Genomic DNA, 25019 nt, shown 5'->3' on the forward strand with positions numbered 1-25019 from the left:
TGTGGCCCCCGTGGTCGCCGCCAAGCTGAACCCGCCGCCGGCCGGCCTGCCCGAGCCCGCGGACTCCCGCCTGGCCGCCCTGCAGACCGCCGTGGGCGGCGAAGTGGCCGCCGGCTCCAAGCTGACCGTGCCCGAGGCCCTGGCCAAGGGCGAGCCCGCCCAGGTCAGCCTCTCCCTGCCCCAAACCGTCCTGGCCATCATCCAGCGCGAAGCCGCCAAGCTCGGCCTGGGCAAGGCCGCGAAGAAGGCTGATGTCACCGCCACCCTGTCGGGCGAAGGCTACGAAATCACGCCGAACGGTCCGCAGACCGCCACCCTGAAGCCCGGCGAAGCACCGGCCTTCAATTGGCAGGTCAAGCCGGGCGCGGGCGAAAAGGGTCCGCTGAAGGCCGACGTCGACGCCAGCCTGAACGGCGGCAAGGCCCCAATGACCTTCTCCCTGGCCAGCCTGGAACAGGCCGTGAAGTCGGCGGTGGACTCGGTCCAGCCCCGCGCCAAGGGCTCGCTGCTCGATAAGCTCGCCATCCCGGGCATGCCGACCGTGAAACTGCCGGGCGTCGGCGAAGTGCCGTCCAAGTCGGTCGTGGCCCTTGGGCTGCTGCTGGCTGGCCTGGCCCTGCTGGTCGCGATCGCCCGCAGCGTCGGCGAGAACGCGCGGCGCGCCGAGCGTCGGCGCAAGTTCCGCACCATGGGCGAGTCGGTCTTCGCCTCTCCCGAGCCGGATGACAGCAGCCACCACGCGCCGCTGGCGGCCCCGCTGGCCGCTGCGGCGGCTGGGGCGGCGATCGCCGGTGCGGCCGCGGCCCACGGCCACCATGACGACCATGGGCACGGCCACGACGCGCATGGGCACGACGCTCATGGGCACGGGGCTCACGGGCATGACGATCATGGCCATGGCGACCATGGTCATGGGGGTCACGGTCATGACGACCACGGCCATGGCGGCCACGACGACCATGGTCACGGCCACGCTGCGGCCCATCACGACGATCACGGCCACGCTGCTCACGGTCACGATGACCATGGGCACGGGGACCATGGCCACGGCGGTCACGGTCATGACGACCATGGTCATGGCGGCCATGACGATCATGGTCACGGCCACGCCGCGGCTCATCACGACGATCATGGCCATGGCGGCCACGATGACCATGGCCACGCCGCGCACGGTCACGATGACCATGGCCACGGCGGCCACGGTCATGACGATCATGGTCACGGCGATCATGGACACGGTCACGACGACCACGGCCATGCTGCGCATGGTCACGATGACCACGGCCACGGTGGCCACGGTCATGACGACCACGGTCACGGCGGCCATGACGATCATGGTCACGGCGCCGCTGCGGCCCATCACGATGATCATGGCCATGGCGGCCACGGTCATGACGATCATGGTCATGGGCACGATGATCACGGTCATGGCGGTCATGGGCACGGTCATGACGATCACGGCCACGGCGCGGCGGCTCATCATGACGACCATGGCCATGGCGGCCACGATGACCACGGCCACGGCGCGCACGGTCATGATGACCACGGCCACGGGCATGACGACCATGGTCACGGCCACGATGACCATCACGGCCATAAGCAACTGGAACACGCGCACTAAGCCAGAGCGCGCAGCCCAACAGACGGCGGTCCCTTCGGGGGCCGCCGTTTTGCTTTGGGGGCGTCACCGGCGGAGCCAAGGGGCCAGTTGCCAGAACACGGGTTTGCGTGTTCCACTCCTCACATCAGCCGCGCGTCAGATGCGGCCGGAGGATCTCAGGAGGCCGGGCATGGTCAATGCCCTCACCGCTTTCATCGTCGCGATGGCGTCAGCGCTCTGGCGCGGCTGCGCCCTGCACGGACGCGCCGGCCTGCCGCAATAGCTCGGCTCAGACCGCAGACGTCCGGGCCGCGAACCAGGGCTTCAGGCGCTTGAGCGCCTCTTCAATCTCAGGCGTCGAGACGGCGAAGCTGAACCGCACATAGTGGCGGCCCTCCACCGGGTCGAAATCCACGCCGGGGGCCGTCGCCACGCCGGTTTCGCGCAGCAGCGTCTTGCAGAAGGCCAGGCTGTCGTCGGTCAGGTGACCCACATAGGCGTAGATGTAGAAGGCGCCGTCCGGCGGGGCGATGGAGCGCAGGCCAAGCTCCGGCAAGGCCTTCAACAGCAGCTCCCGGTTGGCGCGGTAGACGGCGATATGGCCTTCGAGCTCGTCGCGGGCGTCCATGGCCGCCAGCCCGGCATGCTGGCTCAGCGACGGCGCGGTCAGGAACAGGTTGCCGACCAGGGCGCGGGCCCGCCCCAGCAGCTCCGGCGGCGCGATCAGCCAGCCCAGCCGCCAGGCGACCATGCTGAAGTACTTGGAGAAGCTGTTGACGATCAGGGCGTCGGGCGCGAACTCCAGCATGGAGCGGGCCGGACCGACATAGCTCAGCCCGTGATAGATCTCGTCCGAGACGATCCGGATGCCGCGCGCCGCGCAGACCTTGGCGATCTTCTCCAGTTCCTCCGCCGCGATGATCGTGCCGGTCGGATTGGCCGGGCTGGCCAAGATCACCCCTTGCGGGGCCGGATCCAGGGCCTCGAGGTGCGCGGCGGTCAGCTGGAACCGGCTCTCCGGACCGCAGGCGATCTCCACCGGCTCCATATGCAGGGCCTTGAGCGTATTGCGGTAGGCGACATAGCCCGGCCGGGCCAAGGCCACCTGGTCGCCGGGCCGGAACGCGGCGCTGAGCGCGAGCACCAGGGCCGGCGAGGCGCCGCAGGTGAGCACGATCCGCTCCGGCTCCACCGTGACGCCATAGGTCTCGACATAGTGTCGGGCGATCCGCTCGCGCAGGGCCGGGCTTTCCCAATAGCCCATGGCGTCGGTGTCCAGCACCTCATGGGCGCGGGCGATCGCCGCCGCCGGCGCGCCCGTGGAGGGCTGGCCGAACTCCATGTGGATGATGGAGTGGCCCTCGGCCTTCAGGCGATGAGCCAGGACGGAAATGGCGATGGCGTGGAACGGATCGATCTCGGCGGACATGAGCCGCTCCATATCGGGATTTGGGCCTGCGCGCACGCTCAAGCGGGCAGGTCTGCAACGGCGGCGCGCAGGGCGGCGACCAGCTCCCCTTCCCGCGCGGTCAGTTCCTCGCTTCGGCCGGTGACGCCCAGGGCCAGCTGCCGGGCGTCGGCCTGGCGCGGGGCCAGCACACCGATCAGGCCGAAGCCAGGGCTGACCGCATCCTTGGAGAAGGCGTAGCCCCGGCTGCGCACCTCGTGCAGGCGCACCAGGAGGTCAGCGAGGTCCACCTGTTCATCCCGGCGCAGGTAGTTGATCCGCCGCACCAGCCGGCGGACCTCGGCGTCGGCCTGGGCGCTGAGCAGCACCAGCCCCATACCGGACGAGGCCAGGGGCCGAAGCTGGCCAGGCGTCACCATGGCCTTCAGGGGCTCGCTGGAATGGACCAGGTGCAGGTACTGGGCGTGGAGGTCGGACTGGGCGGCCAGCACCACCGTCAGGCCGGTCTCGGCGTGCAGCCGGTGGGCGGCGGCCAGGATCGCGCCCTCGCCGAACAGGCCTTCGTGAACCCACTGGCCCAAGACCGCGATGCGCATGGTGGGCCGATAGGCGCGCCGCGCCCGGTCGAACTCGAGGTAGCCGGTGACCACCAGGCTCTTCAGCAGGGCGGCGGTGGACGAGGTCGGATAGCATAGGGCCTGGGTCACCTCGGTCAGGCTGAGCGGCCGCCGTTCCAGCTCGAACAGCTCCAGGATCGCAAAGGCGCGCTGCGCCGATTTCACCACCGCCTGGGACATGGCCCCTCCCCGCCCCGTATAGACGCAAATGGTAGGCCGCGCCGACAGGGCTTGAGGCGCCGCCACGTCAGGCCGCTAAGAACAAGGCCCATAAGTCGGGAGGACTGCGAGATGACTGATCTGACGCCGATCATCGTGGGTGTGGGCGAAGCCTCGGAGCGGATCGACGCCCCCGACTACAAGGCCCTGTCGCCGGTGGAGCTGGCCGCCGCCGCCGCCCGCGCCGCCCTGGATGACGCCCTGTCGGTGGCCGCCATCGCGCCACACCTCGACCTGGTCGCCGGCATCCCGCAGTTCGAGATCTCCGGCGAGCACGCGGTCGCCCCCTTCGGCCGCGCCGACAACTTCCCCCGCGCCGTGGCCAACCGCATTGGCGCCGACCCGGCCCGCGCCATCCTGGAGCCCGTGGGCGGCCAGGGTCCGCAGCACCTGGTCAACGAGTTCGCCCAAGCCATCGCCAAGGGCGAGACCGGCATGGCCCTGTTCTTCGGCTCCGAAGCCATCTCCACCGTCCGCCACCTGATGTCGCAGGGCGAAAAGCGCGACTGGAGCGAGACCGTCGGCGGCCAGATGGAGTTCCGCGGCTATGGCCTGGAGGGCCTGGTGACCATGGAGCTGGCCGGCCACGGGGCGCGGACGCCCATCCAGCTCTACGCCCTGTTCGAGAACGCCCGTCGCGCCAAGACCGGCCTGTCCCGCGAGGCCTATGCGCTGGAGATGGGCAAGCTGTTCGCCCCGTTCACGGAGGTCGCTCACACCAATCCGCACGCCATGAGCCAAGAGGTGTTCGACGCCGAGGGCCTGGCGACCGTGACGCCCAAGAACCGGATCGTCGCCGACCCCTTCCCGCGTCGGATGGTGGCCCGGGACCAGGCGAACCAGGGCGCGGCGGTGCTGATGACCTCGGTCGCCAAGGCCCGCGAGTTGGGCATCCCAGAATCCAGGTGGGTCTATCTGCATGGCGGCGCCGACGTCGCCGAGCGCACCCCCATCGAACGCCAGGACCTGGCCGCCTATCCTGCCGCGGCCCTGGCCAGCCGCGCGGCCCTGGAGCGGGCCGGCCTCACCGCCGCCGACATCGATATCTTCGACCTCTACAGCTGCTTCCCCATCGCGGTGACCAATGTCCGCGACGACCTGGGGATCGCCGCGAACGACCCGCGCCCCCTGACCGTCACCGGCGGCCTGCCCTTCTTCGGCGGGGCCGGGAACAACTACTCCATGCACGCCATCGCCAGCATGATCCGCGCCCTGCGGGCCAAGCCCGGCGCCTATGGCTTCGTCGGCGCCAATGGCGGCTTCCTGTCCAAGTACTCGGTCGGCGTCTATTCGACCAAGGCCGCGCCCTGGAAACCTTTTGAGTCCAAGGGCCTGCAGGCGGATATCAATGCGTGGCCGAAGCCGGCGATGGCCGACAAGCCGGCCGGCGGCCAGGTGGTGACCTACACCATCGATTATGGCCGCGAGACGCCGCACGGGGTCCTCGTCTGCAACACCGCCGCTGGCGAGCGCTTCGTCGCCATGGCCGACGGCGACATCGTCCAGCAGATGATCAGCGCTGAGCCCCTGGGCGCGACGGTGGCCGTCAGCCAGGACGAGCGCGGCCGCAACGTGGTCACGGCGCTGACGCCGCGCGCCTGACCTTGCGAAAGCCCGGCGGGCGCCCCACTAAGACGCCATGTCTTTCCTGGACCAGCTGCCCGCCGCCGGCGCCCTCGTCGCCTTCCTGCAGGTTATCCTGATCGACCTGGCCCTGGCCGGCGACAACGCCGTCGCTGTGGGCCTGGCGGCCGCCGGCCTGCCGCAGGAACAACGCCGCAAGGCCATCATGCTGGGCCTCGGCGCGGCCGTGGCCATGCGCATCGGCTTCGCCCTGATCACGGTGCAGCTCCTGCAGCTGGTGGGCTTGCTGCTGGCCGGCGGGTTCCTGCTGCTGTGGGTCTGCTGGAAGATGTGGCGCGAACTGGCTGAGCAGGCGCACGCCGCCGAGGCCGAGGGCGAACACGTTCTGGAAGAGGCCCTGGGTGAGGCCGAGGGCGCCGCGCCGCCGGCAGTCGCCAAGTCGAAGACCCTGGGCCAGGCCCTGATCCAGATCCTGATCGCCGACCTGACCATGTCCCTGGACAATGTGCTGGCCGTGGCCGGCGCGGCCCACGCCCACCCCTGGGTGATGGTCGCCGGCCTGCTGCTCTCCATCGCCCTGATGGGCGTCGTCGCTGGCTGGATCGCCAAGCTCCTGCACCGCTTCCGGTGGCTGGGCTATCTGGGCCTGGTCATCGTCTTCGGCGTGGCCTGCAACATGATCTGGGAAGGCCACCGCAGCGTGGTCATGGATCTGAACAAGACCCCCGCCTACAACGCCGCCATGCCCCAGTTCCTGGACATCACGCCCAAGGAAGAGGCCCACCACCGCGCCAGGAAGGACTAGGTCCAGCCCTATCTGTTCCCTTCTCCCCTTGTGGGAGAAGGTGTCAGCGAAGCTGACGGATGAGGGGTCGCACCGCTCTTTCCGCAGCGTCCCAGATCGCCGACCTGGAGCGTTTTGAGAGACCCCTCATCCGACCCTGCTGCGCAGGGCCACCTTCTCCCGCAAGGGGAGAAGGACTCGTCTTGGCACGACCAATCGAGTGAATGAGCCCTACCCCTTCAGCAGCCGCCCGAGCTCCAGCAAGGGCGCGCGCTGGACCTCGGGGATCGAGGCGTCGGCCTTCGGGCCGACATTGATCAGCAGGTTGCCGCCCCGGCCGGTCACGTCGCGATAGAGCTCGATCAGGCCTTGGCCGTCGAGATAGTCGCCGACCTCCTCATTGGCGTTGTAGCCGAAGGCCATGCCCAGGCCGCGCACCGACTCCCACTTCACATCGCCCAGGCCTTCGCCGCGCGCGTACTCCACCGTGCGGAAGTCGTGGTGGGTGGTGGCGGGGGAGTGCGCCTCGCCGTCCGTCTCGGCCAACTTGGCCTTCACCGCGGCGTTGAAGCCGGCCAGCGCCATCGGCTCCTTCAGCGCCTGGAACAGGGCGCTCTCCCCCATCCAGCGGTCATTGACCACGCCGTCGGGGACGTGGGCGTAGTAGTGGCTGAACACCTCGTCCAGGTCGCGCTTGTCCGGCCAGGCGATGTCGTTCCACAGGACCGAGGGCTTGTAGCGCTCCACAAGTTCGCGGACCTGGGCCTTGGCGTAGGCGCGATAGTCTTCGCCGGTCGGCACGCAGGCGAACATGTCGCCGAAGTTCGAGATCGGGGTGTGGAAGAAGGTCCAGTCCAGCCCGCCGGAATAGTAGAGCCCAAAGCGCATGCCGCGCTTGCGCACCGCCGCGGCCAACTCGCCCACGAAGTCGCGCCGGCTATGCCAGCCGGGCCGATGCGGGTTCTCCACCTGGGTGGGCCACAGGCAGTAGCCGTCATGGTGCTTGGTGACGAAGACCACATAGGTCGCGCCTGAGGCCTGGAAAAGGTCGGCCCAGGCGTCGGCGTCGAAGGCTTCGGCGGCGGCGTCGAAGGGCGCGCGGAAGGCCTCGTAGGGCGCATCGCCATAGTGCTCGGCGTGGTGGCGCGCCGTGGGGCTGCCGGCCACCTTCATGGCGTTGGGATACCACTCGGCGTAAGGGCCGAGCGCGAAAGCGTGGTCGTAGTCGGTCTTCGTCAGCTCGGTCAGGGATTCGCCCCGCGGCGCCCAGGCGGGGATGGCCCACATGCCCCAGTGGATGAAGATCCCCAGCTGCGGCTTGGCGTACCACTCAGGGCACGGCCGGCCCTCATAGGCGGCGCTGCTCATTCGTCCCTCCCCGCGCCAGGCTCTTGAGCGGCCTGGCGTCGGGGACCATTCCGAGCGGGCGCCGCGCGGGAAGTCAATCGACGATAGAGCGGCCTCAGGCCTCGGCGCCGCCGAACCGTTCGACCCACTCGGCCACCTGGGCGTCCTCGACCTTGCGGAACAGAACCTCGGGGGCCTTGACCGTCTGGCCGGGCTCCAGGGCCGCCAGGGCCTCGCCCGCCTTGGGCCAACGCCCCGGGAAGGCCTCGCCCACGCCCTCGGCGATCTTCTCGCAGGCGAAGGGGATGAAGGGCTCGGAGACCTTGGCGAACAGGGCCACCAGGTTCAGGCCGGTGCGCACGGCCACGGCGGCGCGGTCGCGGTCGGTCTTGATGGCGGTCCAGGGGGCGGCCTCGGTCAGGTACTGGTTGCCCAGCACCCACAGCTGCCGCAGGGCGGTGGCTGACTTGCGGAACTCCATCGCCTCCATCAGCTCGGTCAGTTCGGCGAGCTTGGCCTCCACGTCGGCGCGCAGCTTGGCTTCCAGCGGGCCATCCTCGCCGCCGTCCGGGACCACGCCCTCGAAGCGGCTCTCGGTGAACTTCAGGATGCGGTTGACGAAGTTGCCCAGCACGTCGGCCAGGTCGGCGTTCACCTGGGCCTGGAACTGCTCCCAGGTGAAGGTCGCGTCCGAGGTCTCCGGCGTATTGGCGGTCACCCACCAGCGCCAGTAGTCCGGCGGCAGCAGTTCCAGCGCGTGGTCCATGAACACGCCGCGCTTTTGCGAGGTGGAGAACTTGCCGCCGTAATAGTCCAGCCAGTTGAAGCCCTTCAGCCGGTCCACCAGCTTCCAGGGCGCGTTGCTGGCCGGGCTCCAGGCCTTGCCGTCAAAGCGCTCGTTGACGCCGATCAGGGTGCAGGGGAAGCCCACGGTGTGGAAGGGCACGTTGTCCTTGCCCATGAACTCCACATAGGTGACGTCCGAAGCCGCCTCGCCGCGCCACCAGCGCTGCCAGTCGGCGTCCTGCGCCTGACCGCCGGCCTTGGCGTCGGCCCACTCCCAGGTGGCCGCGATGTATTCGATGGGCGCGTCGAACCAGACATAGAAGACCTTGCCGGCCAAGCCCTCCACGTCCGGCTTCTGGCCGTCCGGATTGGCGCCCCAGTCAGCGGCGTTGACCGGCACGCCCCATTCCAGGTCGCGGGTGATGCCGCGGTCCTGCAGCCCCTCGTCCAGCCACTTGAGCGCGATGGAGGTGACCAGCAGCGGCCAGTCGCCCTTCTTGCCCTCGATCCAGGCGCGCAGCCGCTCGGCGAACAGGCTCTGGCGCAGGAACAGGTGCTTGGACGGGCGGATCTCGATGTCCGGCGAACCGGACACCGCCGAGCGCGGCTTGATCAGATCGGCAGGGTCGAGCACGCGGGTGCAGTTCTCGCACTGGTCGCCGCGGGCGGCCTCATAGCCACAGTGCGGGCAGGTCCCGATCACATAGCGGTCCGGCAGGAAGCGTTTGTCGGCGTTGGAATAGACCTGCTGGGTGACCCGCTCCTCGATGAAGCCCTGCTCCCACAGGGTCTGGGCGAACATCTGGGTGACGCGGCGGTTCTGGACCGACGACGAGCGGCCGAAATGGTCCCAGGACAGGCCAAAGGCCCGGCCCAGGCGGTGCTGGATCTCGTGCTGCTCGTCGCAGAAGGCGGCCGGTGACATGCCGGCCTCGGCCGCGGCCAGCTCGGTGGGCGTGCCGTGTTCGTCGGTGGCGCAGAGATACAGCGTCTCGCGGCCCAGCGAGCGCTGGAAGCGGGCGAAGACGTCGGCCGGCAGCATGGAGCCCGCGAGCGTCCCCAGGTGCTTGATCCCGTTGATGTAGGGCAAGGCCGAGGTGATGAGGATGCGGGTCATGCGAAGCTCGAAATGAGGAGGCTTGGAAGCGGCGTCATATAGGGCGCCACGCCGCTCGCGCCAAAACCTTCTCGCCAAGCTTCGCGATTGCCTTCAGCATGCGCCGGTTCTTTTGGGGGGACTGAAGCATGATCAAGGGCGTGAACTGGGTCGCGGTCGCCATCTGCGTGGTGCTGCTCGAGGCGCTGGGCTTCCTCTGGTACGGCGTACTGCTGGCCGACGTCTGGACCTCGGCCTTCACCGAGGCCATGGGCCATCCCCCGTCCGCCTCTGGCCAGGCGCTCTACATGGCGCTGGGGGTGGTCAACACCCTGATCCTGGTGGTCGGCCTCGCCTGGATCTTCGCCAAGCTGGGGGTCAACTCCCTGGCCGGGATCGGGGCGGCCGTGGCGGTCTGGTTCTTCTTCAACTTCACCACCATGTCGATCGACTTTCTGTACATGCAGATGCCGGGCCGTCTGGTGATCATGAACATGGGCTACCAGCTGATCAGCTACCTGATCGCCGGCGCCATCCTCGGCCTGATGCCGGCGAAGGGCGCTAAAGCGGCCCCTTAAAGATGAACAGGGCGCCCAGGGCGATGAGGGCGAACCCCACGAGGTGGTTCATCGTCAGGCGCTCGCCCAGATAGGTCACCGAGAACACGGCGAAGACGCTGAGGGTGATGACCTCCTGCATCGTCTTCAGCTCGGCCGGGGAATAGTGCCCCTGGCCGATCCGGTTGGCCGGCACCGCCAGGCAGTACTCGAAGAACGCGATCCCCCAGCTGACCACGATGATCAGCCACAGCGGCCGGTCATGGACCTTCAGGTGGCCGTACCAGGCGAAGGTCATGAAGATGTTTGACGCGATCAGCATCAGGATCGGCGCGATCGCGGCGAAGCTCAGGGGCATGCGGATCTCCACGGCGGGGCTTTATACGTCATGCGAAGGCCAAGGTTCCCCCCTCCCCGAGACCGTCATGGCCGGGCTTGTCCCGGCCACCCATAAGCGCCTGAAGTTCAGGATGGTGAGCGGCGGCGCAGCTCACGCCACTTCGACCAACGCGGTGATCATGGGTGGCCGGGACAAGCCCGGCCATGACGGTGGGATGGGGGCCTAGAGCGCGGGCGTCCGGTCAAACCAGGGCTGGGCCGCCTCAAGCTGCCCGGCCAGGCGGAAAAGCAGCCCCTCCTCCGCCATGCGGCCCACGAACTGGACGCCGATGGGCAGGCCGGACTTGGACCAGGACAGGGGCACGGTCATGGCCGGCTGGCCTGTGTTGTTGAAGGCCTGGGTGTTCGGCATGAAGTCGAACAGGCGCGGCGCATAGGTCTCGATGCTCTCGGTCAGCCAGCCGATGGGAATGGCCGGGCTGCCCAGGGTCGACAGCAGCAGGACGTCATAGGTCTTGAACAGCTCGGCGACCGCCCGGCCATAAGCATGGATCGCCGCCAGGCCCCGGACATAGGCCGGGCCGGTCACGCTCATGCCTCGCCTGGCCATGAACCAGGTCAGGTCCTCGACGTCGGACTGGTCGGCGGGGCGCCCTCGCTTCTCGCTCTCGATCTCCAGGGTGGCGGCGACGCTGGCGGCGATGACGTCGCCGGCGGCCTTCTGCATGGCGGCCAGGTCGCCAGGGACAGTGACCTCTTCCACCGTATGCCCCAGGCTCTCGCACAGCCGCGCGGCGTCGAGCACCGCCTGGGCGCATTCCGGATCCAGCGCAGGGGCCGCGAGCGCGGCGGTGGTGAAGCCGATCCGCAGCTTGCCGGGCGCGCGGCCGACCTCTTGGGCGTAGGGAACCGCCGGCGCCGCCAGATAGTAGGGATCGCCGGACTGCGGCGTACAGACCACGTCGAGCAGCACGGCGCTGTCGCGCACCGAGCGGGTCACCGCATGCTGGATCGAGGCCCCGCCCCACCCCTCGCCCATCGGCGCGAAGGAGACGCGGCCGCGGGACGGCTTCATGCCGAACAGGCCGCAGGCCGAGGCCGGGGTGCGGATGGAGCCGCCGCCATCGCTGGCGTGAGCGGCCGGCACAATCCCGGCCGCCACCGCCGACGCCGCCCCGCCCGACGAGCCGCCCGGCGTGCGGTCGACATCCCAGGGATTGCGGCAGGCGCCCAGGAACTCAGGCTCGGTGATCGGCATCAGGCCGAACTCCGGCGTGTTGGTCTTGCCGAAGATGTTCAGACCGGCCTGCTTGTAGAGCGTGACGATGGCGCTGTCGGCGGCGGCGAGGTTGTCCTTCCACAGGCGCGATCCGCCAGTGGTCACCGTACCGGCCATCATGGCCCCGAGGTCCTTGAGCAGGTAGGGCACGCCGCCGAGCGGCCCCTGCGGCTTGGCCGGCAGGGCTTTGCGGGCCATCTCGGTCAGGTCCAGGGTCACGGCGTTGAGGGCCGGATTGACCTCAGCCATCCGCGCGACGGCAGTGTCCAGAAGCTCGCCGGCCGAGACCTCGCCCTTGGCGACCAGCCCGGCCAGGCCCACGGCGTCGTGCTTGCGATACTCTTCGAACTTCATGGCGCGCTCTCCCTCTTGTCCAGGAGAGGACCACAACCCCAGGTCAGAACCAACGCCGCAGTGGAGCCTTGCGCCCGATCCGGGCAGGCGGGCGCGTCAGGCGGCGCGGCGTCCCTGGCTGCGCCCGCCGGGAAGACGGAACCGCGCCACCAGCCGGTCCAGGCTCTGGGCCTGATCCTTCAGCGCCTCGGCGGCGGCGGAGGTCTCCTCGACCATGGCCGCGTTCTGCTGGGTCATCTGGTCCATCTGGCTGACCGCGGCGTTGACGGCCTCGAGGCCGCTGGCCTGTTCCCGCGCCGAGGCGGTGATCTCAGAGACCAGACGATGCACATCGGCGATGCGCTCAAGGATCGCGGCCAGGGCCTCGCCCGTGCGTCCCACATGCTGGACGCCCGCGCCAACCTCGGAGCCCGAGGTGGCGATCAGGGTCTTGATCTGCTTGGCGGCCTCGGCCGAGCGCTGGGCCAGGCCCCGAACCTCGGAGGCGACCACGGCGAAGCCCTTGCCCGCCTCCCCGGCCCGCGCAGCTTCGACACCGGCGTTCAAGGCGAGCAGGTTGGTCTGGAACGCGATCTCGTCAATCACCCCGATGATCTGGCTGATCTGGGCGGACGAGGCCTCGATCCGGGCCATGGCCGACACGGCGGCCTCGACGACGGACTTCGAGTCCTCGGCGACCGCGCGGGCGTCCGCAGCGGCGGCGCCGGCCTTGCCCGCGCCTTCCGAGGCGTGCCGCACGGTCGCGGTGATCTGGTCGAGGGCCGCGGCCGTCTCCTCCAGGCTGCCGGCCTGGTTTTCGGTACGGCGGGACAATTCGTTGGCGGCGCCGCTGATGTCGGCGGCGCTGTGGCGCAGGCGCCCCGCGGCCTCGACCATCTCGCCCAGGGTCTGGGCCAGGGCGTCGGTGGCCAGGTTGAAATCCTGGCGCAAAGGCTCGTATTCGCTGGGGAACGGCGTATGCGCCCGCAAGGTGAGATCGCCCGCGGCCAGGCCGGCCAGGCCTTCGCCCAGGGTGCGGACCACCCGTTCCTGTTCTTCGCCACTGGTGCGCAGGGCATCGGCCCGCGCCCGCTCAGCCTCGGCCTCGGCGTCGGCCTGGGCGCGCTCGGCCTGCAGGCGGGCGTTGGCGGCCAGTTGGTGTCGGAACCCTTCCAGGGCCTCGGCGATCTCGCCGACCTCATCGCCGGTTCCACCGCCGGGAACCGGCTCGTTGAAGCGGCCCTCGCCCAGGCCCCGAACAGCGGCGACCAGACGGGCCAGGGGCTGGCGGATCACCCGGGTGGAGGTGAAGGTCAAGGCGCCCAGAACCGCGGCCAGCAGCACCAGGCCGCCGACGAACAGGGCCAGGGCCAGGCGACGGGCCGGCGCGGCCACGGCGCCGTGGGAGACATCGGCCACCAGGACCCAGCTCGCGCCATGGTCGTTCAGGCGCACGGGCAGCACAAACCGCTCAGCGCCGCCGCCATCCATCTTCACACCCCGGATCCGTCCCGGCTCGCCCTTCTCCAGGGCCGCCTTGATCACGTCCATACCGGGGTCGGCGTAGGTCTTCATGCGCAGCTTGGCGTCGGGGTGCGATAGCCAGACACCGGACGGCGAGACCAGCATCACCCGGCCCTTGCCCAGGGGATGGATCGCGTCCAGCCGAGCGGCCAGCTCATTCAGCCCGATGTCCAGGCCGGCGACCCCAATCGTCCGCCCGCCCGAAATGATCGGATAGGTCACCGAGGTCATCAGGACCGGCTTGCCCTCGATGTCGTCCGTGTAGGGCTCCAGCACGGCGCCGCGCCCGCTGCGGAACGAGGTCACATAGTAGGGCTCCTGCGCATCGCTGTCAGAGCCGCTCTGGAAGGTCAGGCCGGACTTGCCGCGCACCCAGTAGGCGTCAAAGCGGCCGGTTTCGGTGCCGGCCAGGTCGTTGCGGCCGGCGGCCTCGGCGTCCGAGCCCAAGGTCTCTCCCGGCTCCAGGATGGTCCAGGCGCCCAGGACCACCGGCTCGGCCGTGGCGGCGGGCTTCAGCAGCTCCAGCAGGGCGGGCCGACTGTGGGCGCCGCCGGCCTTCGCCGCCGCCATCGACCCGGCCAGGGCGCGGGTGGAGGCGTCCACGGCGGCGAGCTCGCCGCTGATCTCGCGGGCCGCGTCCTGAGCGATGGCCTGCGCATAGAGCTCCGACAGGCGGGTCATCTCCCGCCCGGTGCTCCAGGTCAGGACGGCGGCGCCGGCCAGCACCAGGAGACTGATGGACAGGCCCGCGGCGAGCATCAGCTTGCCCGCCACCTTCAATCGACGCGACATGGTTATCGACACGCTACTAGGTCCCCCTGGACCGCGACTGAAAGCCGCAATGCTGAAAAAATACTCAATGAATGTTCGCCGAAAGCGAGCATGCCCCACTGTCGCGCGGCAAGATGGCGCGCCCACCCTGGGCGCCGCAGATCACCCAAGGGCGGCCGCGCCGAACCGGTTGCATCGGCCGGGGACAAGCGGATAAAGGGGGGACCGTGGCTCCGCGTGGCGTCGCGCGGAAGACGCCAGGCCGCCAAGCCGGCGAAACCGAAACAAATACAACGCGCCGGCTTAGCTCAGTTGGTAGAGCAGCGGTTTTGTAAACCGAAGGTCGCGGGTTCGAATCCTGCAGCCGGCACCATTTCCCCCGAGCCCCGACCGTGACCGCAGAGCGTCCGCCGATCCGCATCTTCATCGACGCCGACGCCTGTCCGGTGAAGGACGAGGTGTACAAGGTAGGCGCCCGATATGGGTTGAAGACCTGGGTGGTCTCCAACGCCTTCATGGTGATTCCGGCCTCGCCGCTGATTTCGCGCATGATCGTCGACGCCGGCCCCGACGTGGCCGACGACTGGATCGTGGAGCAGGCGAGCGCGGGCGACATGGTGGTGACCAACGACATTCCCCTGGCCGACCGGGTGCTGAAGAAGGGCGCCTACGCCATCGGCGCGAACGGGCGACCGTTCACGGCTGACTCCATCGGCCAGGCCCTGGCCCAGCGTTCGATCATGGAGCACCTGCGCGCCTCGGGCGAAATCACCGGTGGTCCGAGGCCCTTTGACCGCAACGACCGGTCGCGCTTTCTCCAGGCCCTGGACGAGGCCATCAACAAAGAGCTGCGCAGGCGTCGCTGATTGTTTTGGATCACTTGCGCGGGGACGGGACTGGAGTAGCTTCCGCGCCGCATCCTTTCCGGAGATCTCGCATGCGTCGCTTCCTCCTCGCCGCCACCCTCGTCACCGCCGCCGCGCTCGCCGGCTGCGGCAAGCAACAGGCCCAGTCGACCGGCTCCGAGGAGACGGCCGCCGAACCCGCAGCGGCCCCGGCCGCGGAAGAGGGCCTTACCGACGCTCAGAAGCAGACCCTGCTGGCCTCCCTGCCCGCCCCTTACAACACCGGCGACGTCGCCAACGGCAAGAAGGCCTTCCTGGTCTGCAAGTCCTGCCACACCCTGGTTGAGGGCGGCGCCAACATGACGGGCCCGAACCTGCATGGCGTCTTTGGCCGCAAGGCGGGCACGGAAGGCGGCTTCGCCTACTCCGAAGAACTCAAGGCCTCGGGCCTGGTGTGGGACGCCGCGACCATCGACAAGTGGGTCGCCAACCCGAAGGCCATGGTGGCCGGCACCAAGATGTCCTTCGTGGGCGTCAAGAACGAGAAGGACCGGGTCGATCTGGTCGCCTACCTGAAGACGGAAACCAGCGCCGCGCCGGAATAGGCGCGGACATCGCAAAAGCAACCTTGACGCGACTTTCGGCCAAGCCCAAATTGGGGAAGCCGAAGCCGTTTCGCATCTGACGGTCTTCGCACACCCGGCGTCTCCGCAAGCGTCGCCGGGATCAAGCGTAGGGCCGCACCCCGCGCCAGCGCCGTGACAACCCCCTGTCCGACGCGCCTGACTCCAAGAGCGCCTCCCCGTTTCGGCGGGGAGGCGTTTTCATGTGGGGAAAAGGACCTATTCGGCGGCGTTCGCGGCGCGGGCGTGTTCGTCGGCCTCGAAGGCCTCGATGCGGCGCGCCGTCGCCTGGGGCGACTTCGTGAACCGGGCCAGCAGGTTGTAGAACACCGGCACGATGAACAGGGTGAGCAGGGTCGAGAAGATCGCCCCGAAGAAGATCACCACCCCGATGGTCTTGCGGCTCTCGCCCCCGGCCCCGCCCCACAGGATCAGCGGAATGGCGCCGGCGGCCGCGGAGATCGAGGTCATGATGATCGGACGCAGGCGCAGGGAGGCGCTTTCGATCACCGCCTCGCGCACCGACAGGCCCTCGTCCCGCAGCTGGTTGGCGAACTCCACGATCAGGATGCCGTTCTTGGCGGCGATGCCGACCAGGATGATCAGGCCGATCTGGCTGTAGGTGTTCACCGTCGAGCCCACGACCAGCAGCCCGAACAATCCGCCCACCACGGCGACCGGCACGGTCAGCATGATGACGCCCGGGTGGATCCAGCTTTCGAACTGGGCGGCGAGCACCAGGAAGACCAGCAGCAGGGCCATGGCGAAGGCCAGGCCGACGGCGCCGCCGGCCTCCAGATAGTCCCGCGCCGTGCCGCCCCACTTGATGGTCATGCCGGGGTGCTTGGCGACCTCGTCCTGGAAGAACTTCACCCCCTCGCCCACGGTGTAGCCGGGGTTCAGCTGGACGCTGAGGGTGATGGAGCGCAGGCGGTCGACCCGCGAACGGTCCGGCGTATCGCCGCGCACCCGCGTGCTGACCACCGAGGACAGGGGCACGGTCGACCCCGCCGTCGTCCGCACATAGAGGTCGCCGACGTCCTGCTCGGTCTGCCGCTTCGCGCGGTCGGTCTGCAGGATGACGTCGTATTCCTGGCCGTCCTTGATGTAGGTGGTCACCTTGCGGGAGCCGAACATGGTCTCCAGCGCCCGGCCCACGGACTGGGCCGAGACGCCGAGATTGGCCGCCTTGTCTCGGTCGAGGTCGACCAGCAGACGCGGCGAGGTCGGCTCATAGTCCAGCCGGGCCCGCGACATGTTCGGATTAGACTGAACGGCCTCCATGATCGGGCGGATCGCCGCCTCGATCTCCGGATACTCGTTGCCCAGCACGATCAGGTCGACACTGGAGCCGCCGCCCCCGCCGCCGCCAGGCCCACCGCCGCGCTGCAGGCTGGGGCGCACCGAGGCGATCGCCCGCACCGAGGTGACCGAGGCGAATTCCTTGTTCAGCTGAGCGGCAAGATCCTGCGAGCTCATATTGTGCTTGCGGGTGTCGGGCAGCGAGATCGAGAGGTTGGCGGTGTTGAACTGGGCCTGGCCGAACCGCGGGACACTGACCGTATAGCGCTCGATGGTGCCGTCCTTGAGCAGCGGCATGATCTTGGCCTCAAGCTCGCGCGCCGCCTTGACGGTGTAGTCATAGCCCGTGCCTTCCGGCGCCTGGACCATCACGTCCACCCGGCCACGGTCTTCGTTGGGGACCAGCTCAGACGGCAGGGCCGCGAACATCGCCCAGGCGCACAGCCCCAGGAAAGCCACCAGGCCGCCGGCGATGAAGCCCACGCCCTTGCGACCCAGCAGGGCCTCCAACGAGGCGTGATAAGAGTTGCGCAAGCGCGCCATGCCGGCGTCGACCCGACGCGCCAGCCAGCCCTCACCATGGGCGGGGCGGAGAAGCCGCGACGACAGCATCGGCGAAAGAGACAGGGCCAGCAGAGCCGAGAAGGCCACGGCGGCGGCGATGGCCACCGCCAGCTCCACGAACAGCCGGCCGATATAGCCGGGCATGAACATCAGCGGCGCGAACACCGAGATCAGCACGATGGTGGTGGCCACCACGGCGAAGAACACCTGACGCGCGCCGCGCTGGGCGGCGACTATGGGCGGCTCGCCGTCATCGATCCGGCGCTGGATGTTCTCGACCACCACGATGGCGTCATCGACCACCAGGCCGATGGCGAGCACCAGGGCCAGCAGGGTCAGGAGGTTGATCGAGAAGCCCAGGGGGGCCAGGACGATGAAGGTCGACAGGATGCAGATCGGGGCGACGATCGACGGGATGAGCGCCGCCCGCCAGGTGCCCAGGAAGATGAAGTTCACCAGGGCCACCAGGGCGAGCGAGATGCCCATGGTGATCCAGACTTCCTGGATCGCGTGCTGGGTGAAGACCGTATAGTCCACCGAGACGTCGAGCCGGGTGCCTGGGGGCAGCGACCTGTTGATCTCGGCCAGCTGCGCCTTCACCCCGGCGGCGATGTCCAGGTCGTTGGCCTGGGACTGGCGGGTGACGGCCATGCCAACCTGTTCGCGCCCGTTGGAGCGGAACATCCGGCGGCGCTCGTCAGGCCCCTCCTCCACCCGGGCGATGTCGCCCAGCCGAGTGACATAGGCGTTGGGATTGGACTGGGCCGTCGCCAGCGCCCCGGCCGCGGAGGCCGTGGTGCCAAGCGCGCCATTGTTGCCGGCGACGGTCGTGGTCGAGGTGGTGGCCCGAGAGGTCGGGACTACCGGAAGCTTGGCGAACTGCTCGGGCGTCGAGTAGCCGCGGGCCACCCGGATGGTGAAGTCCTTGGTCGGCGCTTCCAGCGAGCCGGCCGGCAGCTCCAGATTCTGAGCGTTCAGCGCCGCCTCGACGTCGTCCACGGTCAGGCCGCGGGCCGCCATGGCCTGGGGATCCAGCCAGACCCGCATGGAGAAAGCCTGGTTGCCGGCCAGGTTCACCTGGGCGACGCCGGGCACCGTGGACAGCCGCTCGACCAGATAGCGGTTGGCGTAGTCCGACAGTTGCAGGCGGTTCAGCTTCGTCGAGGAGAAGCTGAGGAACATGATCGGCGAGGCGTCAGCGTTGGCCTTGGCGATCTGCGGCGGATCGGCCTGGTCGGGCAGCTGTGACACCACTCGGCTGACCGCGTCGCGCACGTCATTGGCCGCGTCGTCGAGGTCGCGGTCGAGGGTGAAGGAGATGTTCACCCGCGAAACGCCGTCGCGGCTGGAGGAATTGACCCGGTCGATGCCCTGGATGCCGGCGACCTGGCGCTCGATCACCTGGGTGATCCGCTCCTCGACCACCTCGGCGGAGGCGCCGCGATAGATGGTCGACACGGACACCACCGGCGGATCGACGCTGGGCAGCTCGCGGACCGCCAGGGCGCTGAAGCAGGCCAGGCCCACCACGCACAGGATGATCGCGGCCACCGCCGCGAAGACCGGGCGGCGGACGGAGAGGTCAGAGAGCATCATGCCGCGGGTCGGGCGCCGCCCGCTCCCGCGCCAGCGCCGGCCATAGGCGGTTTACTGCCTGGGCGGCCGCCCGCCGGTCGGATCGGCGCGCCGGGCTGGACCTTGTTCAGGCCGTCGGCCACCAGCTTGTCGCCAGCCGCGACCCCGTCCTTGATTTCGACAAAGCCGTCCTGGCGCACGCCCGTGAGCACCGGCCGCTGCTCGGCGACCGTGCGCTCGCCGCGCTGGCCGATGGCGAAGACAAAGGCGTTGTCGCCCTGGACCGACAACGCGGTCTCAGGCGCCGCCAGGGCCTGGCGCACGCCCTGGGCGATGGCGACCCGCATCATCATGCCGGGCTTGATGCGATGGTCGGGGTTGGCGAACTCGGCGCGAGCCGTGAGCGCACGGGTCCGCTCGTCGATGCGGGTGTCGAGCTTGGCGATCCGACCGGAGATCTTCTCCCCCGGATAGGCGTCGACCGAGGCGGTCAGCGCCTGGCCCTCGCGCACGGCGGCCAGCATCCGGTCGGGGATCTGGAAGTCGACGCGGATGGTGTCGATGGAATCCAGGGTGACGATGGCCGCGCCAGGGTTGATCAGGGCGCCCGGAGCGATGTCGGACAGGCCCACGACGCCGGAGAACGGGGCGCGGATCACCCGGTCGCCCTGGCGGGCCTGGGCCGCGGCGACATCGGCCTTGGCCGAGATCCAGGCGGCTTCATACTGGTCCAGGGCGGACTTGGAGGCGAAACCCTTGTCCGCCAGGGTCTTCCAGCGCTCATAAGCCCGCTGGGCCTGGAGGGCGCGGGCTTGGGACTGGGCGATGCCGGCGTCCTGTTCGGTGGTCTTGAGTTCCACCAGCACCTGGCCCTGGCGCACCGCCTGGCCGGGCGTAAACAGAACGCGGTCCACCAGCTGGGTGGTCGCCGCGCTCAGGGTCACCGATTGCTTGCCCTTGGCGACGCCCAGGACGTCGATGGTGTCGACGAAGGTGCGCGGCTGCACCACGGTCACGTCGACCTGGGTGGGGCCACCGCCCCTGCCCCCCATGCCGCCGCCCATGCCGCCGCCGGGCCGTGCGCCGCCCGCGCCAGCCTGGGGCGGACCGCCCGGACCAGACGAGGGCTTGCCCCCAAGGATCTTGGCGGCTCCGACCACGACCATGATGATCAGCACAAGGATCGCGCCAGCGAGGAAGAAATGGCGTCGCAGCAAGGGCTTGGGAACTCCGTCGCCTCGGAATGGAAGCGCTAGTCTAAAAATCTTCAGCGCTCATATGGCGTTTAGAAAGGCCACGTCCAGTGACAGAACCATGTCGACCGATTTCCGCGCCGAAATATCAATCGATCTGCCGCGAATGGCGCAGACAATCGGCGCAAATTCGGTCTGGCGCGCAAATAAAACGGGCGCCCCAAGGGCGCCCGCAGATTGCCGTTCTGTGAGTTCGAAGGCTTAGGCGTCGTAGCCCGGCGACTCCTTGTCCAGGCGACGCAGATTGCCCGGCCAGGCGAGCTTGCCGCCAAGGCCGCGCATGGTCTGGCCCCGCACCTCGGCCTGGGCCGCGTCCGGCGCGATCAGCACGTTTTCGCGGCCGCCCGAGAGCGCCATGATCTGCATCTTACAGGCGCGCTCGAGGTAATACATGTTGAGCCAGCAGTCTGACGCCGTCTCGCCGGTGGTCAGGGTGCCGTGGTTGCGCAGCAGCACCATGGGCTTGTCACCGACGTCGGCGATCAGGCGCTCGCGCTCGTCCAGGTTCAGGGCGATGCCTTCGTAGTCGTGATAGGCCAGCTTCGGCAGGCAGATCAGGGCGTGCTGCGACAGGGGCAGCAGGCCTTCCTTCTGGGCGGCCACGGCCACCCCCTGGTCCGTGTGCAGGTGCATCACGAACATGGCGTCCTCGCGGGCCGAGTGGATGGCCGAGTGGATGGTGAAGCCCGCCGGATTGATGAAGTAGGGCGTGTCCTGGAGGATGTTGCCGTCCAGGTCGATCTTCACCAGCGACGAGGCGGTGATCTCGCCAAAGAACATGCCGTAAGGATTGATCAGGAAGTGGTGCTCCGGCCCCGGAATACGGGCCGAGATGTGGGTGTAGATCATGTCGTCCCACCCGTTCAGCGCCACCAGGCGGTAGAGGGCGGCGAGATCGACCCGCGCTTCCCACTCTTCAGCGCTGACCTTGCCCTTCAGCGAGGTGATCCCCGCAAGCGAACCATCGGCCATGGCGGCCTCCCTGTATGGCGTCTCTGTTGGCCGGCAAACTCGCGCCGGGGGACCCTTGCGTCAAGCTAATCGGGCTTCGCCATCGCCTTGATCAGGTTGTAGTGAAACTGCAGCCCCTCGGCGAAGGCCTTGGCGGAGATGCGCTCGTCGCGGCCGTGGGCGCGATTGTCGTCGATATCCCCCCAGATGGACGACATGGCGTAGCTCGGCATGCCGGCGCCGCGGGTGAAGACGGAGTCCGAAGCGCCGCGATCCATGTGCGGGGCCACCGGCACGCCGGGCCAGGAGGCGTGAACGACGCTCGTGAACCTGGCCATCAGCTTCGGATCCAGCACCGATTCCGGCGACGGCTTGGCGGGATAGGCCACGCTCATCTTCACCTGCGGGTCGGCGATCACCTCGACCAGCCTGGCCGTGACATTCGCCTGAGTGTCATTGGGCATCATCCGGCATTGGATGGTGGCGCGGGCGCGCTGCGGCAGGGCGTTCTCGGAGTGACCGCCGGACACCCCCGTCGCGACGCAGGTGGTCCGCAGGGCGGCGTTGTAGTGCGGCGAGGCGCTGAGCCGGGCGGCGGCGGCGAGGTCCGGCGGATCCTTGGACACCGCCTTCAGGTCCTCCGCCTCCTGGCCCGAGGACAACAGGGCGGAGATGGCGAAATCCCCTCGTGTGGTCGCCGTGGTCTGGACCGGGAACTGATAGGCCGCGATCCGGCCAAGCGCAGCGGCCAGACGGTAGATGGCGTTATCGGGCTCGGGGATCGAAGAGTGCCCGCCCTTGTTCGTCGTCTCCAACTGGAAGGTCAGGTAGATCTTCTCGCTGGTCTGGACGCCGTAATAGAGCCGCTTGTCGCCGCGCAGGGCTCCGCCGCCGCCGTCGGTGTTGATCACCAGGGCCGCATCGATCAGCGGACGGTGGTTGTCGATCAGCCACTTTGCGCCGATCTCGTCGCCGACCTCCTCGTCCGAGGTGAAGGCGAAAATCAGATCCCGGTCAGGGACATAGCCCTCGGACTTCAGCCGGATCAGCGAGGCCAGCATGATGGCGTCCTCGCCCTTCATGTCCTGGGTCCCCCGCCCGTACCACCAGCCGTCCTTTTCGGTCAGGGTGAAGGGATCGACAGTCCAGTCCTCGGCCTTGGCCTCCACCACGTCGAGGTGCCCCAGGAACAGGACCGGCTTGGCCGAAGGGGTCTTGGCCCGCAGCCGAGCCACGATCTGGGCCTGCTCCGGGTGTTCGGGGATCTGCAGCAGCTGGACATCGGCGTCCGAGAACCCCGCCGCCTTCAGCCGCGCCTGGATCGCCTGGGCCGCCTTCAGGGTGCCGTGGTCGTGGACCGTGTTGATGGCCACCAGCTCCTTGAGGATGTCGTGGGCGAGCGCCTGGTTGGCGGGCGGCGCAAACGGCGCTGCGGCCTGGGCCCCACCGGCGAACAACAGAGCGGCGGCGGTCAGGGCGGGCAAGGTGGGATGCATGGCGGGCTCCAGAAACTCGGCCGAGCTTGAGCCGTCCCGCGAGGCCCTGTCGAGGCCTCAGTTCGCCGCCTGCTCGCGTTTCAGCCGGAAAGCCTCGACGACGCAGGGCAGCACCAGCCAGTCGATCGCCTCACCCACCGCCTCAAGCTCCTTCACGGTGCTGGACGACATATGCAGGTACTGGGCCTCGCAGATGAAGTGGACCATGGGGATGGTCGGATCGATCCGCCCGGCCAGGCCGTGCAGATTGAACTCCTCGGCGAAGTTGGTGGCCTCGCGCAGACCGCGGACGATGTGGGTCGCGCCGATGCTGCGGGCGTAACGCATCAGCCCCTGGTTGGCGTAGTCGCTGATCTCCAGGGCCCCGCCGAACAGCAGGCCGTCCGCATCGGCGGCGCCGGGCCACAGCTCGGCGATCGAGGTGCGGATCAGGGCCTTGCTCTGCTCCTCGCTGAAGGCGCGGGTCTTGCGGACATTGGTGCCGATGGCGACGTGGACCGCGTCGAAGGTCGCGAGCGCCTTGCGGATGATGTCCAGGTGCCCGCGGGTGATCGGGTCGAAGGAGCCTGCGTACAGCGCCTTGGTCTTGCCGGCTTTCAGCACGGTCCCTCGCTTCGGATTGGGCTTCAGGTCTGGGTGCGGACGCGGGCGACGGCGTCCAGCCAGCGGGCATAGGCGCCCTCGCGGGCGTGGGCGTTCAGGGCCGGATCGTACCGCTCTGTGGCCGGACGGGCCGAGGCGGCCTCCTCCACCGTGGCGTAGACCCCCGCGCCCAGGCCGGCGAACAGGGCCGCCCCCAGGGCCGTCGTCTCCTGGTAGCTCGCCCGTCCGACGGCGACGCCGGTCAGGTCGGCGAGGCGCTGGCTGAACCAGGCCGAGCGCGACATGCCGCCATCGATGCGCAACTCCACCCCTGCCCCGAACGCCTGCGGCGCGTCAGCGCGCATGGCCTCGATCAGGTCGCGGGTCTGCAGGGCGCAGGCGTCGAAGGCCGCCTGGGCGATCTCGGCCAGGCCGGCGTCACGGGTCAGGCCGAACAGGGCGCCGCGCGCATCGGCGTCCCACCAGGGGGCGCCCAGACCAGTGAAGGCCGGCACCAGAACCACGCCATGATCCGGCCGGGCCGTCTGAGCCAGGGCTTCGACGCCGGAGCCGCCGCTGGCGACGCCCAACCCCTCATTGATCCATTGCAGCGCCGCGCCGGCGATGAAGATCGAGCCTTCCAGGGCGTAGGTGGGCCGTCCGCCCAGCCGCGCCGCGACCGTGGTCAGCAGGCGGGCCCGCGACGGGGCCAGGAACTCGCCGGTGTTGACCAGCATGAAGCAGCCGGTGCCGTAGGTGGCCTTCATCTCGCCGGCCTTGACGCAGCCCTGCCCCATCAGGGCCGCCTGCTGGTCTCCCGCCACGCCACGGATCGGAACCGCCGCGCCCAGCAGGCCGGCGTCAGCCGCGCCATAGTCGGCCGCGCAGTCCAGCACCTGGGGCAGCAGGGCCGCCGGCACGTCCAGAAGGTCCAGCATCTCCGCCGACCAGGCCTGGGTCTTCAGGTCGAACAGCAGGGTGCGCGAAGCGTTGGTGGCGTCCGTGGCGTGCACCCGCCCGCCCGTCAGCTTCCAGATCACCCAGGCGTCCATCGTGCCGCAGAGGAGCTCGCCGGCGGCGGCCCGCGCCCGTGCGCCCGGGACCTCGTCCAGCATCCAGGCGATCTTGGTGCCCGAGAAATAGGGGTCCAGCAGCAGGCCGGTGGTCTCGCTGACCCTGGCCTCGTGGCCGGCGGCGCGCAGGCGCTCGCAGGTCGGGGCGGTGCGGCGGTCCTGCCAGACAATCGCCTTGTGGATCGGCTCGCCGGTCGCCTTGTCCCAGATCACCACCGTCTCACGCTGATTTGTGATCCCGATGGCGGTGACCTCCGCCATGGCGCGGCCGGCCTTCTGGACCGCGGCCTTCAGCACCTCGACGCTGGCCTGGAAGATCTCGGCGGCGTCGTGCTCCACCCAGCCGTCGGCCGGATAGTGCTGCTCCAGGGGCTTGCCCGCCTCAGCGATGGCCTTGCCACGGCCATCGAACAGGATGGCGCGGGTCGATGTCGTGCCCTGGTCCAGAGCCAGCAACAAGGTTTCGCTCAACGTCTCCCCCCTTCCCGGCGCCTGCCGCGGCGCAAGCTGC

19 protein-coding genes, 1 tRNA gene and 1 pseudogene are annotated in these 25019 nt (G+C 69.0%); 8 read left to right on the top strand and 13 right to left on the bottom strand.

Annotation, left to right across the window (positions count from 1 at the left end):
• Positions 1 to 1108 precede the first annotated feature (1108 nt).
• A pseudogene (locus tag ACFQ27_RS06180) lies at positions 1109 to 1621 on the top strand (hypothetical protein); the annotation flags it as partial.
• Positions 1622 to 1889: 268 nt separating this feature from the next.
• Here the strand turns inward: ACFQ27_RS06180 and ACFQ27_RS06185 are convergent.
• Both ACFQ27_RS06185 and ACFQ27_RS06190 read right to left on the bottom strand, forming a co-directional pair.
• Positions 1890 to 3029, bottom strand: a complete 1140-nt coding sequence (locus ACFQ27_RS06185) for an aminotransferase class I/II-fold pyridoxal phosphate-dependent enzyme (protein ID WP_377352980.1) — start codon at positions 3027 to 3029, stop codon at positions 1890 to 1892.
• Between the two features lie 38 nt (positions 3030 to 3067).
• Complete coding sequence (locus ACFQ27_RS06190; RefSeq protein ID WP_377352981.1) at positions 3068 to 3805, bottom strand: IclR family transcriptional regulator; 738 nt, start codon at positions 3803 to 3805, stop codon at positions 3068 to 3070.
• A 111-nt stretch (positions 3806 to 3916) separates the two neighbouring features.
• On the opposite strand from ACFQ27_RS06190, the gene ACFQ27_RS06195 reads away from it, so the two are divergent.
• A complete protein-coding gene (locus tag ACFQ27_RS06195) occupies positions 3917 to 5446 on the top strand; it encodes an acetyl-CoA acetyltransferase (RefSeq protein WP_377352982.1) in 1530 nt (509 codons plus the stop codon).
• A 37-nt stretch (positions 5447 to 5483) separates the two neighbouring features.
• Positions 5484 to 6233: a YjbE family putative metal transport protein gene (locus ACFQ27_RS06200; RefSeq protein ID WP_377352983.1), complete on the top strand. Its 750-nt coding sequence runs from the start codon at positions 5484 to 5486 to the stop codon at positions 6231 to 6233.
• 210 nt (positions 6234 to 6443) lie between these two features.
• Here the strand turns inward: ACFQ27_RS06200 and ACFQ27_RS06205 are convergent, their stop codons facing one another.
• Positions 6444 to 7580, bottom strand: coding sequence for an alpha-L-fucosidase (locus tag ACFQ27_RS06205; protein WP_377352984.1), 1137 nt, complete (start codon positions 7578 to 7580; stop codon positions 6444 to 6446).
• Positions 7581 to 7674: 94 nt separating this feature from the next.
• Positions 7675 to 9462: a methionine--tRNA ligase gene (gene metG, locus ACFQ27_RS06210; RefSeq protein ID WP_377352985.1), complete on the bottom strand. Its 1788-nt coding sequence runs from the start codon at positions 9460 to 9462 to the stop codon at positions 7675 to 7677.
• A gap of 128 nt (positions 9463 to 9590) precedes the next feature.
• Here metG and ACFQ27_RS06215 point away from each other — a divergent pair, with 128 nt between their 5' ends.
• Complete coding sequence (locus ACFQ27_RS06215) at positions 9591 to 10019, top strand: DUF1761 domain-containing protein (protein WP_374344592.1); 429 nt, start codon at positions 9591 to 9593, stop codon at positions 10017 to 10019.
• Here ACFQ27_RS06215 and ACFQ27_RS06220 read toward each other — a convergent pair.
• On the bottom strand, positions 10003 to 10356 hold the full coding sequence (locus ACFQ27_RS06220) for a DMT family protein (protein WP_374344594.1): 354 nt from the start codon (positions 10354 to 10356) through the stop codon (positions 10003 to 10005). The two genes, ACFQ27_RS06215 and ACFQ27_RS06220, sit on opposite strands and share 17 nt — an antisense overlap.
• Before the next feature lie 67 nt (positions 10357 to 10423).
• Between ACFQ27_RS06220 and ACFQ27_RS06225 the strand changes: the two genes are divergently transcribed.
• Positions 10424 to 10564, top strand: a complete 141-nt coding sequence (locus ACFQ27_RS06225) for a hypothetical protein (RefSeq protein ID WP_377352986.1) — start codon at positions 10424 to 10426, stop codon at positions 10562 to 10564.
• Here ACFQ27_RS06225 and ACFQ27_RS06230 read toward each other — a convergent pair.
• Positions 10561 to 11970 carry an amidase gene (locus tag ACFQ27_RS06230; RefSeq protein WP_377352987.1) on the bottom strand — a complete coding sequence of 470 codons (1410 nt, stop codon included), beginning with the start codon at positions 11968 to 11970 and terminating at the stop codon, positions 10561 to 10563. The genes ACFQ27_RS06225 and ACFQ27_RS06230 overlap by 4 nt on opposite strands.
• Positions 11971 to 12066: 96 nt before the next feature.
• Positions 12067 to 14265 (bottom strand): methyl-accepting chemotaxis protein, encoded by a 2199-nt coding sequence (locus ACFQ27_RS06235; protein WP_377352988.1) that lies wholly within the window; start codon positions 14263 to 14265, stop codon positions 12067 to 12069.
• Positions 14266 to 14541: 276 nt separating this feature from the next.
• Between ACFQ27_RS06235 and ACFQ27_RS06240 the strand changes: the two genes are divergently transcribed.
• From ACFQ27_RS06240 to ACFQ27_RS06250, 3 genes are all read left to right on the top strand, one after another.
• Positions 14542 to 14617 (top strand) — tRNA-Thr (locus ACFQ27_RS06240).
• Positions 14618 to 14636: 19 nt separating this feature from the next.
• Positions 14637 to 15110 carry a YaiI/YqxD family protein gene (locus tag ACFQ27_RS06245; RefSeq protein WP_374344600.1) on the top strand — a complete coding sequence of 158 codons (474 nt, stop codon included), beginning with the start codon at positions 14637 to 14639 and terminating at the stop codon, positions 15108 to 15110.
• A gap of 71 nt (positions 15111 to 15181) precedes the next feature.
• Complete coding sequence (locus tag ACFQ27_RS06250) at positions 15182 to 15694, top strand: c-type cytochrome (protein WP_374344601.1); 513 nt, start codon at positions 15182 to 15184, stop codon at positions 15692 to 15694.
• A gap of 237 nt (positions 15695 to 15931) precedes the next feature.
• Here ACFQ27_RS06250 and ACFQ27_RS06255 read toward each other — a convergent pair whose 3' ends face one another.
• From ACFQ27_RS06255 to glpK, 6 genes are all read right to left on the bottom strand, one after another.
• Entirely contained in the window at positions 15932 to 19171 is a 3240-nt protein-coding gene (locus ACFQ27_RS06255; protein ID WP_374345523.1) for an efflux RND transporter permease subunit, read from the bottom strand.
• On the bottom strand, positions 19171 to 20370 hold the full coding sequence (locus ACFQ27_RS06260) for an efflux RND transporter periplasmic adaptor subunit (RefSeq protein WP_377352989.1): 1200 nt from the start codon (positions 20368 to 20370) through the stop codon (positions 19171 to 19173). Before ACFQ27_RS06260 ends, ACFQ27_RS06255 begins: the two co-directional genes overlap by 1 nt.
• 237 nt (positions 20371 to 20607) lie before the next feature.
• Entirely contained in the window at positions 20608 to 21378 is a 771-nt protein-coding gene (locus ACFQ27_RS06265; protein ID WP_374344605.1) for a class II aldolase/adducin family protein, read from the bottom strand.
• 65 nt (positions 21379 to 21443) lie between these two features.
• Positions 21444 to 22853 carry a M20/M25/M40 family metallo-hydrolase gene (locus ACFQ27_RS06270; protein ID WP_377352990.1) on the bottom strand — a complete coding sequence of 470 codons (1410 nt, stop codon included), beginning with the start codon at positions 22851 to 22853 and terminating at the stop codon, positions 21444 to 21446.
• 57 nt (positions 22854 to 22910) lie between these two features.
• A complete protein-coding gene (gene coaD / locus ACFQ27_RS06275; protein WP_374344609.1) occupies positions 22911 to 23456 on the bottom strand; it encodes a pantetheine-phosphate adenylyltransferase in 546 nt (181 codons plus the stop codon).
• Between the two features lie 23 nt (positions 23457 to 23479).
• Positions 23480 to 24979, bottom strand: a complete 1500-nt coding sequence (gene glpK, locus ACFQ27_RS06280; RefSeq protein ID WP_377352991.1) for a glycerol kinase GlpK — start codon at positions 24977 to 24979, stop codon at positions 23480 to 23482.
• Positions 24980 to 25019 lie beyond the last annotated feature (40 nt).

It is taken from the genome of Phenylobacterium conjunctum (genome assembly GCF_042679085.1).
Lineage (GTDB): Bacteria > Pseudomonadota > Alphaproteobacteria > Caulobacterales > Caulobacteraceae > Phenylobacterium > Phenylobacterium conjunctum.